The organism is Kribbella sp. CCNWLW201, from assembly GCF_037203805.1.
In the GTDB taxonomy this organism is placed as follows: Bacteria; Actinomycetota; Actinomycetes; order Propionibacteriales; family Kribbellaceae; genus Kribbella.
The window spans coordinates 291,958-306,514 of the sequence record NZ_JBBCBQ010000001.1 but is presented as its reverse complement, the minus strand read 5'-3'; the positions used below and the strand labels follow the sequence as shown (position 1 = coordinate 306,514).

Below are 14,557 nucleotides of genomic sequence, written 5' to 3'. Positions count from 1 at the left end.
CATCACCGTCAACGCGAGACAGCGTGTACTCCAGAGGAGTATTTGGGCACCCGGAAGGTGACCTTCGTGCCCGCGTCGACGGCGGTCTCCACGACCAGGCCGTAGGCATCGCCGTACACCTGCCGGAGCCGGGCGTCCACATTGCCGAGGCCGACCGAGTCGCTGCCCGACTCACCGGACAGCGCGGCCCGGATCACCTCGGGGTCGCTGCCGGCGCCGTCGTCCTCCACGCTGATCTCGGCCTCGTTGATCCGGTCCCGGGCGCGGATGGTGATCCGGCCGACCCCGGTGGTGCCCTCCAGTCCGTGCCGTACGGCGTTCTCCACCAGCGGCTGTACGACGAGGAACGGAATGACCACCGGGAGCACTTCGGGCGCGATCAGCAGCGACACCTTCAGCCGGTCCCCGAACCGGGCCTGCTCGAGCACCAGGTACCGCTCCACGTTCCGCAACTCGTCGGCCAGCGTGGTGAATTCGCCGCCGCGTCTCAACGCGTACCTGGAGAAGTCCGCGAACTCCAGCAGCAGCTCACGCGCTCGCGCCGGGTCGGTCCGCACGAACGACGCGATCGCGGCCAGCGCGTTGTAGATGAAGTGCGGGCTGATCTGCGCCCGCAGCGCCCGCAACTCGGCCTCCATCGCCCGGGTGCGCTCCTTGTTGAGCTCGGCCAGCTCCACCTGGCCGGACACCCAGCGGGCGACCTCCTCGGTCGCTCTGACCAGTGCGGCCGACGACCGGATGCTGTACGCGACCAGTACGGCGACCACGCGCTCCTCGGTCACGATCGGGGCGACCACCGCCGTACGGATCGGACACTGTGGATCGCCACAGGCCACGTCGTGCGCTCCGAGCACCGCCGTACGCCCGGTGCGGAGCGTGGGAGCGGCGAGAGCCTTCGCATCGCCCCGGTGGTTGCTCTCGTACGGTCCACCGACCCCGTCCCACGCCAGTACGCCGGACGAGTCGCAGATCGCGATGGCCGCCGTACCGAGGAGGTCCCTGAGGTGGCGGCTCGCCTTGCCGGCCGCGGCGGGGGTCAGGCCCTCGCGCAGGTGCGGAGTAGCCAGCGAGGCGGTATGCAGAGTCGCGTACGTCGCCTTGTCAGCCAGAGTCCCGAAATGCTTCCGCCGTCGTGCGAACACGTGTCGACGGTAGCCGGTCAGCCCTCCGCACGCGGCCTGAACGCCTCCAGAGCCTCTGTGTCGGAGTAGTTGGACAGCATGTATTCGGCCACCCAGGCCTCCCGGCCGGCGTACGACGACTCCGCGACGATCCGCTCGGCAGCCTTCGTACTGTCCAGGGCTGACCGCCGTAACTGGACCCCCTCCGGCGTCACCAGAGCCCAGCTGGGGCCAGGAGCGCCGTACGGCATCCCAACACTGCCGGCGTTCACCACCAACCGCCGATCAACCTGCCGTGCGAACGGCATATGCGTGTGCCCACAAACAACCGTCCTGACCTCGTCCGGCAGCCCACCGAACACCTGAGCCCACCGCGAGATCGGACTGTCCACCAACACCATCTCCTCGTCATCCCTCGGAGTCGCGTGGCAATACAGCACCTCCCCGATGGTCACAGTGGTGGGCAACGACGCCAGCAACTCCACCTGATCCGCCCGCAGCTCCCGCGCCGCCCACGGGCTGACGGCATCAGGCGGCTCCTGCTCGAACTTCCCCCGAGCCATCTCCACCAGCTCCCGATCCGCATTCCCCCGAACCCAGACCACCCGCTCACCCAACGACCTCAACAGATCCAGCGTCTCCACCGGCTGAGGCCCGCTGGCAATATCCCCCGCCAGCACGATCACATCAGCCGCCCGCACATCCCCCTCCGCCAACACGGCCTCCAGCGCAGGCAGCACCCCATGAACATCCGCAAGCACGGCAACCCGGTCCATGAGTTCAGTCTGCCGCCGGCGGTCCCGGACGTCAGGGTTCTTAGCTGCGGGCAGACATCAGCCGGCGATGAGCAGTCAGGTGCCGATCTCGGTGGATTTGTCGACGGTGATCGGGGTGGCGAGTTCGCAGCCGCCGGTGGCGAGGTTGCAGCGGATGATCGCGCGCTCGACTCCGGTCTCCTCGCCCTGGCCCTTGCCGACGGCAACGATCAGGACGTGCTGGTCGTCCTCGGCGGCGATCCGGTGGAAGCAGCCGTTCCACTCACGGACCAGCTTGCCGGTCCGGCTGTCCACCGCGGCCTGGACCTGGTTGCAGTAGCCGTCGCCGTACGCCGGTCCGCCCACCGCGGTCCGGGTGTCCGGGGTGAATCCGGTGATCCAGTAGTCGCAGGTTCGCGAGAACTGCGTGCCGGAGGCGACCTCGACGATCGAGGAGCAGCTGCCGCCGTCGTTGATCAGGTTCACCGAGGAGGCCACCCGGCCGTCCCTCGACACGGCCGACGGCGAGGTGACCGTCTTCACCAGCGTGGGCTTCGCCGCACCGGGCACCCAGCTGTACAGCTTCCACGCACCGGTGTCGTCGTTGTCCGCGCGGTAGTAGACCTTGTCGTCCACGTAGGCGAGGACCTGCAGGTTCCACGCGTCCGGAAGCTTCAGGGACTTCAGGAAGCCGTCCTCGCCCAGGTCCTCGGCGTAGACGACGCCGCCTTGCTCCTGCGCCCCGAGCCAGCTGGGCCGTGCCGCCGCGTAGGCCGCCGCGGACTGGTCGGTCTTCGTCACCAGCGAGGACACGTCCGGGGTCCGGCGGACCTCGCCGGTGCTGCTGACTCTGAGCAGTTCGGTCCCCGAGTCGCCCTTCGTGACCGCGGCCAGTACGTCGGTCTCCAGCCGGCCGATCGCGATGATGCCGCCGGTGCCGGGGATCTTGAGCGGACTGCCTGCGCCGCCGCGGACCTCGCGGCCGACCAGGTACGGGATCGCGGGTTCGCGGCCCTGGGCGAGCTTGTTGATGTCCACCGTGACCTTGACCGGGCCGGTGGACGTCGCTGGGGCCCTGGTCGGCGTCGGGGTCGGGGTCGGCTTGGCCGTGGTTGGGGTCTTCGACGGCGTTGGCGTGGTGCTTGGGGTGGTCGAGGAGGTGCCGGACAGCGGTGCGGCGTCGGCTTGGGCCTTCTCGGGGCCCTGGCGGTAGGCGAAGGCGCCGCCGATCGCGACGGCGGCGACCGCGACCGCTGCGACCAGGATGATCAGTCGTCTGTTCGTGCGCCGCATGAGCGGTCTCCTAACACCCTCCGACCCCTGACCTCGCCAGCGGTCGCCACACGTCTTCTATCAGCTTGAGACGCCCGGATCTGCCCATTTGTTCGAGTGGCACGAGGTATCGAGCATAATTGCGCCATGGACCAGCCAGAGCGGATCGGCCGGTACGCCCTGGTCCGCCGGGTCGGTGCCGGTGGTTTCGCGACGGTTTGGCTGGCGCGGGACGAGCAGCTGGACGCCGAGGTCGCGGTCAAGATCCTCTCCGACAACTGGATCGAGGACGAGGACGTCCGGCGCCGGTTCCTGGCCGAGGGCCGGTTCCTCCGCAAGGTCGACTCGCTGTACGTCGTCGGTGTCCATGACATCGGGGAGACCGAGGACGGCCGCCCGTACATGGTCCTCACCTATGCCGACGGCGGCACGCTGGCGGAGCGGATCAAGGCCGGTCCGTTGGAGTTCGCCGAGGCGGTCCGGATCATCACCGAGGTCGGCAAGGGCCTCAAGCACCTGCACGCTCGCGGCGTCCTGCACCGGGACGTGAAGCCGGCCAACGTCCTGTTCCGGACCGAGCCGCCGGCCGACCGCGCCATGCTGTCCGACCTGGGGCTGGGCAAGTCCCTCGCCGAGGTCTCGCGGATCACCATGCCCGGCGGCACCCCATCGTACGTCGCGCCGGAGCAGGTGCGAGGTGAACGCCTGGACCAGCGGGCAGACCTCTACTCCCTTGGTGCGGTCGCGTACGCCGCCTTCACCGGCCAGGCACCGCACGGCGTGGCCAGCCTCGGTGCGGTGATGCAGATCGAGTCACCGCCGCCGTCGATGACGACTCTCCGCGCGGACATCCCAGACGCGATCGATGTCGTCGTACGACGTGCGCTCGAGCCGGACCGGGACAAGCGGTGGCCGGACCTGGACAGCTTCCTCAACGCACTGCGAGAGGCCCACACGACCGGCAAGATCCCACCCGGTCTGGTGCCTGCCGCCGAGATGCCCACCCCGACCGCACCCCCAGGCAACGTCGACCAGGCCACCGCCCTGGCCAGCGCCAACCTGTCAACGGTCGCGGTACCCCCGCGCCGGCGCACCCGCTCCCGCATCATCGCCGCCCTCGCCGCCGTCCTCCTCGCAACCGGCGGCGGCTACGCCGGCTACGAACTAGTCCTCACCCGCCCGGTAAAGGTGGAGTACAACTCGCTCTCTGTCGAAGTGCCGCGCGACTGGTCGCAGAAGGCGGAGCGCGCGGACGGACCGGCGTTGCTGGTCAGCACCAGCACAGCCGACTGGGGCAAATCCACTGAAGCCGACGGTGTCTACGTGGGCGTCCTCAGTGGAACCACCCTGCCGAAGACCACCACACCCCCGCCCGGTTGCAACGCGATCCCAGGCGAGGAGCAGGTGGTCGATGATCGGCAGGCGGTCATTTTCCGCTACACCTGCTCGAACGCGCACACGGTTCTCGAGCGGTTCATCCAGTACCCCGGCGGCAAGCAGTTGCAGGTCCAGGTGCGTGAGGACAACGCCGTTCGAAGGCAGCAGGTCCTGGACTCGGCGTCGTATGTCCCCCCAGGCGGTTAAGGCACCAGGGACGTCAGGGACGTGATGGATGCCTTGTGCAGGCGGGGGATGACGTTGAGGGTGGCGGGGTCGGAGCCGTAGAGGTGTGAGGCGGACTCGTAGACCAGGTACGCGGTGCCGTTGTACTCGGTGATGCCCTCGGTCATGCTCGGGGCCCGGAAGCAGCTCAGGGCCGCCGCGTCCAGATCCTTCTGGCCGCGCTTGACCACATAGAGGTTGCTGCGATTTCCCCGTCCGTACGACGTGCTGTAGATGAAGTGGTTGGCGGTCACCGTCAGACCCTGTGTCTTGGTCGGTACCTCCCACGCACCGGCGACCGTGGTCAGTGTCCCGTCGGTCGCGATCTTGTACTCGTACATGACCCCGCGGCCGTCCGCGTTGAACGACCCGGAGAACAGCGAGTCGCCATAGCTACCGATGAACGACGAGGCGGCCACGTCTCGCGCCGTCCCGACCTGCGTGAGGTACGGCGTACCAGCGGCCTTCATCGCATCCCGCAACGCGGTCAGGCTGTACTTGCGGATGCTGCTGCCCTGTCCGGACACGAACGCCCAGCCCTTGCTGACCGTGATGCCGCCGACGTGCGACTCGGCGATGGCGACCACACCGACGGTGGCGCCGGTGGACGGGTTGATGCCGTAGATCTGCGAGTCGGCGCCGTCGCGGTAGGAGGCGACCAGCAGCAGGTTCGCGCCGGAGCCGTCCCAGTTGTACCAAGTGGCGGCGCCTTGCGGGGTGTGCGTGCTCAGGTTGGGGATGCTCGCGCTGTTGCTGAACCGGGCGTCGTACTTGTAGGAGGCGGACGGTCCGTCGTAGAAGGTCGAGCCGCCGCTGGTGGCGGTGTCACAAGTGATCGCGGCACTGGCAGGTAGTACGGCGGTGAGCGCGGCGGCGGAGGTGATCAGGGCGGTCAGGATGGCGAGTGGGCGTCTGGCCATGGTGAGAGATCCTCTTCGGTTGGGCGGAAACCTACGAGAATTTCAGAGTAGATCGCCAATGAGTAACGCGCGAGGGTGAACTGGGCGTCGGTCCTGAGAACAGACGCCGTACGGTAGGCGCATGACCGATCTGTCCGCGGCGATCGACCGCGTTCTGCCCAGCGTCCGTGCCGACCTCGAGGACCTCATCCGGATCCCGTCGGTCAGCTACGAACCGGCCCGCGCGGCCGACGTCCAGCGCTCCGCCGAGGCGACCGCGGCGCTGTTCGAGGCCGAGGGATTCACGGTGAAGATCGTCCGCGCCGGCGACGGCGCACCGGCGGTCATCGCGAAGAAGCCCGCGCCGGCCGGGATGCCGACCGTGCTGCTCTACGCGCATCACGACGTACAGCCGACCGGTGCGGTCGAGCAGTGGACGTCGGACCCGTTCGTGCCGACCGAGCGCGGCGACCGGTTGTACGGCCGGGGCGCGGCCGACGACAAGGCCGGGATCGCCGCCCATCTGGCCGCCGTACGGGCCTTTGGCAACGATCTGCCGGTGGGCGTGACGGTGTTCGTCGAGGGCGAGGAGGAGATCGGCTCGCCGACCCTGCTGCAGCTGCTGGACGAGTACTCCGCCGAGCTGGCCGCCGACGCGATCGTGATCGCCGACTCCGGTAACTGGGACATCGGCCGGCCGGCCCTGACCGTGTCGCTGCGCGGTCTGGTCGAGGCGTACGTCGAGGTGCGGACGCTGGATCACGCGGTCCACTCCGGCCTGTTCGGCGGCCCGATCCCGGACGCGCTGACGACCTTGTGCCGGCTGCTCGCCACCCTGCACGACGACAAGGGTGACGTCGCGGTGGACGGGCTGCACGCTTCCCGGGCGGCGGACGTGGACTATCCGGAGGACCGGCTGCGCGCCGAGTCGGGCGTACTGGACTCGGTCCGGCTGACCGGTTCGGGTTCGCTGGTCGACCGGCTGTGGACCCGCCCGGCGATCGCCGTACTGGCCATCGACGCACCGGCCGTCGCCGACGCCAGCAATACCCTGGTCCCGGTCGCGCGCGCCAAGGTGAGCCTGCGGGTCGCGCCCGGCGACGACGCGATCAAGGCGAGCGCGGCGCTGCGCGAGCACCTGGAGCAGAACGCTCCGTGGGGTGCGCAGGTGACCGTGACCGAGGGTCAGACCGGTCAGCCGTGCAGCGTGAACGCGCGCGGTGCCGGGTACGAAGCGGCCCGGGCGGCCTTCCAGACCGCGTGGGGTGTGGAGCCGATCGACATGGGCATGGGCGGGTCGATCCCGTTCATCGCCGAGTTCCAGCAGACCTTCCCGCAGGCCTCGATCCTGGTCACCGGCGTGGAGGATCCGGACACCCGCGCACACGGGATCGACGAGGGCCTGCACCTGGCCGAATTCCGCAAGGTCTGCCTGGCCGAGGCCCTGCTGTTGCAGAACCTGGCCAAGCAAGCGTGATCGGGCTTTCCGGCGACCCAGTGTTTGGCATAGGTTTCGGCGAGTGAAGATCGCAGTCGTACGGGAGACCAGACCGGCCGAGCGCCGGGTCGCGCTGGTGCCGGAACAAGTCGCGAAACTCATCGAGCTCGGCTATGAGGTGGCGGTCGAGCCGGCCGCCGGCGAACGGGCCCTGTATTCCGACGAGCAGTACCGCGACGCCGGGGCCGAGGTCGCCTGGGGTGCGGACCACGCGGCCACCATCGTGGCGTCGGTGCAGCCGCTGGAACGCGAGCGGCTGCAACGGCTGCACGCCGGTACGGCGCTGATGTCGTTCCTGCCGACCAACCCGCCGGATGTGGTCCGGTCCGCAACCCGGGCCAAGCTGACCATCTTCGCGATGGAGCTGATCCCGCGGATCTCCCGGGCCCAGTCGATGGACGCGCTGTCCTCGCAGGCCCTGGTCGCCGGGTACCGCGCGGCGATCGTCGCGGCCGAACGGCTGCCGCGCTTCTTCCCGCTGAACATGACCGCGGCCGGTACGGTCCCGCCGGCCCAGGTCCTCGTCCTCGGCGCCGGTGTGGCCGGCCTGCAGGCGATCGCGACCTGCAAGCGCCTCGGCGCCGTGGTCAAGGCGTACGACGTCCGGACGGCGGCCGCCGAGGAGATCGCCTCGATGGGCGCCGTACCGATCGAGCTGGAGCTCGGCACCCTCGACGGTCCCGGCGGATACGCCCGCGAGATGACGCCGGAACGGGCCCAGCTGCAGCGCGAGCTGCTCACCCCGTACGTCGCCGCCGCGGACGCCCTGATCACGACAGCCTCCGTACCGGGCCGGACCGCGCCGATGCTGGTGTCGCGGTCGATGGTCGAGCAGATGAAGCCCGGTTCGGTCGTGGTCGACCTGGCCTCGGAGCAGGGCGGCAACGTCGAGGGCTCGGTCGCCGGTACCGAGCTGACCATCGGCGACGCGCTGGTCTGGGGCGGTGCGAATGTGCCGAGCCAGATGGCCGGACCGGCCAGCCGGCTCTACGGTCAGAACATCACCAACCTGATCCGGTTGATGACTCGCAACGCGGCGTTCGATCCTGACTTCGAGGACGAGATCGTCCGCGGCTGCTGCGTCACCCACGACGGCAGCGTGCTGCACGAGCCGACCCGCGAGCTGCTAGAAGGAAGGCTGTCGTGACCGAGTCCATCGCGCTGCTGACGATTTTCGTGCTGGCCGCGTTCGTCGGCGTCGAGGTGATCAGCAAGGTCTCCTCGACCCTGCACACCCCGCTGATGTCCGGGGCGAACGCGATCCACGGCGTCATCCTGGTCGGCGCCATCATCGTCACCGGTCAGGCCGAGTCCGCGATCGTGGTGATCGTCGGGCTGCTGGCCGTCGTACTGGCGACCGTGAACATGGTCGGCGGGTTCGTGGTCACCGACCGGATGCTGGAGATGTTCAAAGGCCCGGGGGCGCGCAAGAAGGAGCTGCAGAAGTGATCCCCACCTGGGCGCAGATCGGGTATCTGGTCGCCGCGGTCTGTTTCATCGTCGCGCTGAAGGCGCTGTCGTCGCCGCGGTCCGCCCGGGCCGGTAACGCGCTCGGCGCGGCCGGTGCGGTCCTCGCCGTGGTGATCACCTTCATCGCCTACAAGCCCGATCACCTGGCGCCGATCCTGATCGCGCTCGGCGTCGGCACCGTCGGCGGTGTGGTCGGGTCACGCCGGGTGCAGATGACCCACATGCCGCAGCTCGTTGCCCTGTTCAACGGTGTCGGCGGTGGCGCGGCCGCCCTGGTCGCGCTGATGGAGCTCGGCGACGTGCACGACGGTCAGACGATCGCCGCGATCGCGACCGCGTTCACCGTCCTGGTCGGCGCGATCAGCTTCTCCGGCTCGATCGTGACGTTCGCCAAGCTCCAGGAACTGATGACGACCCGGCCGGTGACGTTCCCCGGTCTCCCGGTGCTCTTCATCGCGTCCGTCATCGGCGGGATCGCCCTGGCCGGCTGGCTGGTCTCCGACCCGCGCGTCTGGGTCGGCGTACTGCTCTGCCTGGTCGGTCTCGCGGTCGGCGTGATGCTGGTGCTGCCGGTGGGTGGCGCCGACGTACCGATCGTGATCTCGCTGCTGAACGCCTTCACCGGCCTGACCGTCGCGGCCGGTGGTTACGTGCTCGGCAACACGCTGCTGCTGGTGGCCGGCACCCTGGTCGGCGCGGCCGGTACGTTGCTGACCAAGCTGATGGCCGACGCGATGGGCCGCTCGGTCTTCAACATCCTCTTCGGCGCGGTCCGCGGCGGCTCGACCCTCGGCGGAGGTACGGCGTCCGAGCGGCCGGTCATCTCCGGCGGCGCGGAAGACGTCGCCATCCTGCTCGGGTACGCGAACAAGGTCATCATCGTGCCCGGGTACGGCCTCGCGGTCGCTCAGGCCCAGCACACTCTGCGGGACCTGGTCGAGGAACTGCAGGGCCGCGGCGTGAAGGTCGACTACGCGATCCACCCGGTCGCCGGCCGGATGCCGGGTCACATGAACGTGCTGCTGGCCGAGGCGCAGGTCCCGTACGACCAGTTGCGCGAGATGGACGACATCAACGGCGACTTCAAGTCCACCGATGTCGTCCTGGTGGTCGGCGCCAACGACGTGGTCAACCCGGCGGCCCGCAACACGCCGAGCGCCCCGATCTACGGCATGCCGATCCTGAACGCCGACGAGGCGCACCGGGTCATCTTCCTCAAACGTTCGATGCGCCCCGGTTTCGCCGGAATCGAGAACGAACTCCTCTATGACCCGCGAACCACCCTGCTGTTCGGCGACGCAAGGGACTCCCTGACCAAACTCCTCGCCGCCCTCAAAAATATCTGACCGATGCTGACGATGTCATTAAAGATCGCGGACTAAAGCACGTCCAGAGGCCGATGGCAAGCGTTTGGCACCTTCCTGCCCGGTACGGCGGCCAGCGGTCCAGACCGGATGCGGTGGCCGGGAAGCCTGCGAGGACAGGTGTTCCGGGCCGCTCGACGTACCCGGTGAATTCCCTGGGAATTCTGGTGTGCTCACACCCAGCCGCGTTTGGCGGCGGCGACACCCAATTCGAATCGGCTGGCCGCGTCGAGTCGCTCGGAAAGGTTCGCGGTAATTCTCCGGGCGGTGCGCAAAGAAATACCGAGTAAACGGGCGACCTGTTCGTCTTTCGCGCCGCCGGCGAGAAGCCGCAAAACCTCGGCCTCGTGCGGGCTGAGGGGCGCGTTCTCGTCGCGGTCCTCGGGCGCGAACATCTCGGTGGCGCGCGACCAGTAGGCGTCGAACAGGGCCAACGCGACCGAGACCACGGCCGGGGTGCGGTGGATCACCGCGCCGGCCGTCGGGTTCTCCGGGTCCATCGGCATGATGGCGATCTCCTGGTCGAAGATCAGCAGCCGCATCGGCAGCGTCGGGGTCGCCCGCACCTCGCCGCCGAGCCGGTGCATCGTGGCGGCGTACTCCACCGCCGTCTTCGACGAGGACATGCTCTGCAGGTAGACGGTCCGCATCTTCAGGCCGCGTTCCAGCAACATGAAGTCCGGTGACCGGTCCACCTGCTGGATCGTGTCGTCGATGTGCGCCGGTACCAGGCCCCAGAACGTGTCCCGGGCCTTCAGTGCGAGCTCCTCGATCCGGCGGGAGGCGTTAGCCCGGCCCTTCAGCAACTCCACGTCACCGCTGCTGCGGGCGGTGAGGAGCTCGTTGTACTGCTCGGCGACCACCTCGGCCGACGCCTCGGCCTCCCTGAGCTCGCCGAGCATCTTGTTCAGCTCGGTCCGGCGCCGCTCGGCCAGACCGGTCAGCCCGACCCGCGGATGGACCGCGTGCTCGGAGTCGGGGTTGGTCCAGGTGGGGACCAGCAGCTCGAGCCTGCGCAGCTTGTCCATCAGCTCGTGGACTTCCGGTACCGAACGTTTTACTAGCGCGGCAATCTGCTCCGGCGTACTGTCTGGGTGGCTGAGAAGGGCGTGATAGACCGCGAAGGTGCCTTCATCCACCCCCAGCGGTTCGAGCACGATCCCTCTCCTCCAGAAACTTGTCGGAACCGACCATATACAGAGTGCGTCGACAAAGAGCACTCAATAGGTGGTTTCGGATTATTTCTGAAAGGACTATCAGTGATCAAGAAGCTGCTGACTGTAGTCGGCGTCGCCCTGCTTCTCCTGCTGGCTGCTCCCGCGACGGCATCCGCCGCCGGTGAGAGCGACGCATGTCACTTGATCGCGACCTGCTGGTAGTCCACTGACGCCCGCGTGGCGGGAGGGCCGGTCTGCGTCCCGTAGACTGCTGGTGTGGCTCGTGGCGATGGTCGGCTCACCCATGATCTTGACCCGCAGGATCTCGGACCGCAGGACGCCTGTGGCGTCTTCGGGGTCTGGGCACCGGGGGAAGAGGTCGCCAAACTCACCTATTTCGGGCTCTACGCTCTGCAGCATCGCGGGCAGGAGTCGGCTGGCATAGCGGTCAGCAACGGCAGCCAGATCCTCGTCTACAAGGACATGGGGCTGGTCAGCCAGGCGTTCGACGAGGCGACCCTGGCGTCGCTGCGCGGACATATCGCGATCGGGCACTGCCGCTACTCGACCACCGGGTCGAGTGTGTGGGCGAACGCACAGCCGACCTTCCGGTCCACCGCGACCGGGTCCATCGCACTCGGTCACAACGGCAACCTGACCAACACCGGCGAGCTGGCCGCCAGCCTCAACGGCGGTGGCGACCTCGATCTCGGGCTGGACGTCGAGGTCGAGCACGCGAAGGCGAACGCCAAGCACAGCGCCTCCTCCGACACCGACATCCTCACCTCGATGCTGGCCGGGTACCCCGACCTCACCATCGACGAGGCGGCCGCCAAGATCCTGCCGAAGGTCAAGGGCGCCTACAGCCTGATCTTCATGGACGAGAACACCCTGTACGCCGCCCGCGACCCGCAGGGCATCCGCCCGCTGGTGCTGGGCCGGCTGGAGCGCGGCTGGGTGGTCGCCAGCGAGACCGCCGCCCTCGACATCGTCGGCGCCTCCTTCATCCGGGAGATCGAGCCCGGCGAGATCGTCGCGATCGACGCCGACGGGCTGCGCTCGACCCGGTTCGCCGAGGCGGACCCGAAGGGCTGCCTGTTCGAGTTCGTCTACCTGGCCCGTCCGGACACCCAGATCTCCGGCCAGCGGATCCACTCCACCCGGGTGGAGATCGGCCGCCGGCTGGCCCGCGAGCACCCGGCCGAGGCCGATCTCGTCATCGCCACCCCGGAGTCCGGCGTCCCTGGCGCGATCGGGTACGCCGAGGAGTCCGGCATCCCGTACGGCTCGGGCCTGGTCAAGAACGCGTACGTCGGCCGGACCTTCATCCAGCCCAGCCAGACCATCCGCCAGCTCGGTATCCGGCTCAAGCTGAACCCGCTGCGTGAGGTGATCGAGGGCAAGCGGCTGGTGGTGGTCGACGACACGATCGTCCGCGGCAACACCCAGCGCGCGGTGATCCGGATGCTGCGCGAGGCCGGTGCGAAGGAGATCCACGTGCGGATCACGGCGCCGCCGGTGAAGTGGCCGTGCTTCTACGGCATCGACTTCGCCAGCCGCGCGGAGCTGATCGCGAACGGCCTGAACACCGAGGAGATCTGCCGCTCACTCGGCGCCGACTCGCTCGGCTACATCAGCCTGGACGCCCTGGTCGAGTCCACCACGGTGCCGAAGGAGCGACTCTGCCGCGCCTGCTTCGACGGGGTCTACCCGGTCGCGCTGCCGGAGCCGGAGCAGCTCGGCAAGCACCTGCTGGAGCTGCCCGTGGCCACCGACATCGACGGTCTGGCGACGGTGGCCGGCGGTGCCGGTGCGGCCGACGCGCTGAGCCGTCCGTAGTCAGCGATCCGCCCGCGCGGACGCCGTACCGAGGAGAACAACGTGAGTGAAGGGGCGAGCTACGCCGCCGCCGGAGTCGACATCGAGGCCGGTGACCGGGCCGTCGAGCTGATGAAGGAGTGGGTGGCGAAGGCGACCCGCCCCGAGGTGGTCGGCGGGCTCGGCGGGTTCGCCGGGCTGTTCGACGCGACCGCGCTGACGTCGTACCGGCGGCCGTTGCTGGCGACCTCGACCGACGGTATCGGGACCAAGGTCGCGATCGCGCAGAAGCTCGACAAGCACGACACGATCGGGTTCGACCTGGTCGGGATGGTCGTCGACGACCTGGTCGTCTGCGGCGCCGAACCGCTGTTCATGACCGACTACATCTGCACCGGCAAGGTGGTCCCGGAGACGATCGCGCAGATCGTGAAGGGCATCGCCGAGGCCTGCGTCGAGGCCGGTACGGCGCTCGTCGGCGGCGAGACGGCCGAACACCCGGGCCTGCTGGAGCCGGACGAGTACGACGTAGCCGGCGCGTCGACCGGCGTGGTCGAGGCCGACGAGGTGCTCGGCGCGGAGCGGGTGCGCGCGGGTGACGTGGTGGTGGCGATGGGCTCGTCGGGCCTCCACTCGAACGGGTACTCCCTGGTCCGGCACGTGTTCTTCGACCGGGCGAAGTGGTCGCTGGACCGCGAGGTGCCGGAGTTGGGTGGCACCCTCGGCGAGGTGCTGCTGACGCCGACCCGGGTGTACGCCAAGCACTGCCTGGAGCTGATCCAGGAGCTGAACGGCGAGTTCGAGGGTGACGCGAAGCCGCTGCACGCGATGTCGCACATCACCGGCGGTGGTTTCGCGGCCAACCTGGCCCGGGTCATCCCTGCCGAGTTGTCGGTCCGGATCGACCGCTCCACTTGGACCCCGGCGCCGATCTTCGGTCTCGTCGGTCAACTGGGTGACGTGCCGCTGCCCGAGCTGGAGAAGACGCTGAACATGGGTGCCGGCATGGTCGCCGTACTCGATCCGGCCGCAGCCGATCGAGCCATCGCCGCGCTGGCCGCTCGGGACATCCCCGCCTGGATCTGCGGTGAAGTCGCCCAGGCTCCTGGCGGCACGGTCACCCTCAAGGGCACGTACGCCAAGTAGGCCGGTGTAGTGGTGACCTGAGGCCCCGCCTGCCGGTTGAGAGCAGGCGGAACCGCCACGGCTACTGCTGGTGTGGTGAAGCTCGTCGGCGCGCAACTACCTGCTCAGGCACCCGTGAGGGCACTGAGCAGGTCAGTCGAGCTGTTGCTTACCGACGGGGGTGGTAGTCGTCGGCGTCGTAATCGTCGCCGTCGTTCTCGCCGTTCGCAGAACGGTCGCCACCTTGGTCACCGGACAGCTCACGCTTGAGCTGGTCCAAGTCGGTGTCCCAGGTGCGGTACTTCAGGTCGCGAGCGACCTTCGTCTGCTTGGCCTTTGCACGGCCGCGCCCCATAGCGTCGACCCCCTCGCACAAGTCAACCGGGTACGCAGCGTGGCGCCCACGGATCAGTCGTCAGTAATCGTGTTTCTAGGATACCCGGAGCGCGGGATCGACACACGCACCGGCCCCCTGG

13 protein-coding genes are annotated in these 14,557 nt (G+C 68.7%); 7 read left to right on the top strand and 6 right to left on the bottom strand.

From position 1 onward, the window contains the following. Positions 1–8: 8 nt before the first annotated feature. From V9K99_RS01360 to V9K99_RS01350, 3 genes are all read right to left on the bottom strand, one after another. Entirely contained in the window at positions 9–1,142 is a 1,134-nt protein-coding gene (locus tag V9K99_RS01360; protein ID WP_337003038.1) for a histidine kinase, read from the bottom strand. A 17-nt stretch (positions 1,143–1,159) separates the two neighbouring features. After that, entirely contained in the window at positions 1,160–1,897 is a 738-nt protein-coding gene (locus V9K99_RS01355; protein ID WP_337003040.1) for a metallophosphoesterase family protein, read from the bottom strand. Between the two features lie 75 nt (positions 1,898–1,972). Next, a complete protein-coding gene (locus V9K99_RS01350; RefSeq protein ID WP_337003042.1) occupies positions 1,973–3,169 on the bottom strand; it encodes a hypothetical protein in 1,197 nt (398 codons plus the stop codon). A 126-nt stretch (positions 3,170–3,295) separates the two neighbouring features. Between V9K99_RS01350 and V9K99_RS01345 the strand changes: the two genes are divergently transcribed. Beyond that, positions 3,296–4,732, top strand: coding sequence for a serine/threonine-protein kinase (locus V9K99_RS01345; protein ID WP_337003043.1), 1,437 nt, complete (start codon positions 3,296–3,298; stop codon positions 4,730–4,732). On the opposite strand, the gene V9K99_RS01340 is transcribed toward V9K99_RS01345, so the two are convergent. Next, the gene (locus V9K99_RS01340; RefSeq protein WP_337003045.1) at positions 4,729–5,670 is read right to left on the bottom strand and encodes a hypothetical protein; all 942 of its coding nucleotides are present in this window, start codon (positions 5,668–5,670) and stop codon (positions 4,729–4,731) included. The genes V9K99_RS01345 and V9K99_RS01340 overlap by 4 nt on opposite strands. 121 nt (positions 5,671–5,791) lie before the next feature. On the opposite strand from V9K99_RS01340, the gene V9K99_RS01335 reads away from it, so the two are divergent. The 4 genes from V9K99_RS01335 to V9K99_RS01320 are packed head-to-tail and all read left to right on the top strand — an operon-like array spanning position 5,792 to position 9,963. Beyond that, on the top strand, positions 5,792–7,126 hold the full coding sequence (locus V9K99_RS01335; protein ID WP_337003047.1) for a dipeptidase: 1,335 nt from the start codon (positions 5,792–5,794) through the stop codon (positions 7,124–7,126). A 43-nt stretch (positions 7,127–7,169) separates the two neighbouring features. Then, on the top strand, positions 7,170–8,294 hold the full coding sequence (locus V9K99_RS01330) for an NAD(P) transhydrogenase subunit alpha (RefSeq protein ID WP_337003049.1): 1,125 nt from the start codon (positions 7,170–7,172) through the stop codon (positions 8,292–8,294). Continuing rightward, the gene (locus V9K99_RS01325; protein ID WP_337003051.1) at positions 8,291–8,596 is read left to right on the top strand and encodes an NAD(P) transhydrogenase subunit alpha; all 306 of its coding nucleotides are present in this window, start codon (positions 8,291–8,293) and stop codon (positions 8,594–8,596) included. Before V9K99_RS01330 ends, V9K99_RS01325 begins: the two co-directional genes overlap by 4 nt. Further along, positions 8,593–9,963, top strand: coding sequence for an NAD(P)(+) transhydrogenase (Re/Si-specific) subunit beta (locus V9K99_RS01320; protein ID WP_337003053.1), 1,371 nt, complete (start codon positions 8,593–8,595; stop codon positions 9,961–9,963). The genes V9K99_RS01325 and V9K99_RS01320 overlap by 4 nt, the downstream gene beginning before the upstream one ends. A gap of 191 nt (positions 9,964–10,154) precedes the next feature. On the opposite strand, the gene V9K99_RS01315 is transcribed toward V9K99_RS01320, so the two are convergent. Then, positions 10,155–11,138, bottom strand: a complete 984-nt coding sequence (locus V9K99_RS01315; protein WP_337003054.1) for a helix-turn-helix transcriptional regulator — start codon at positions 11,136–11,138, stop codon at positions 10,155–10,157. Positions 11,139–11,414: 276 nt separating this feature from the next. On the opposite strand from V9K99_RS01315, the gene purF reads away from it, so the two are divergent. Together purF and purM are read left to right on the top strand one after the other, a co-directional pair. After that, the gene (gene purF, locus V9K99_RS01310; protein WP_337003056.1) at positions 11,415–12,977 is read left to right on the top strand and encodes an amidophosphoribosyltransferase; all 1,563 of its coding nucleotides are present in this window, start codon (positions 11,415–11,417) and stop codon (positions 12,975–12,977) included. Between the two features lie 42 nt (positions 12,978–13,019). Next, positions 13,020–14,102, top strand: a complete 1,083-nt coding sequence (purM, locus tag V9K99_RS01305; RefSeq protein ID WP_337003058.1) for a phosphoribosylformylglycinamidine cyclo-ligase — start codon at positions 13,020–13,022, stop codon at positions 14,100–14,102. A 148-nt stretch (positions 14,103–14,250) separates the two neighbouring features. Here the strand turns inward: purM and V9K99_RS01300 are convergent, their stop codons facing one another. Further along, the gene (locus tag V9K99_RS01300) at positions 14,251–14,436 is read right to left on the bottom strand and encodes a DUF3073 domain-containing protein (protein ID WP_137252242.1); all 186 of its coding nucleotides are present in this window, start codon (positions 14,434–14,436) and stop codon (positions 14,251–14,253) included. Positions 14,437–14,557: the final 121 nt, after the last annotated feature.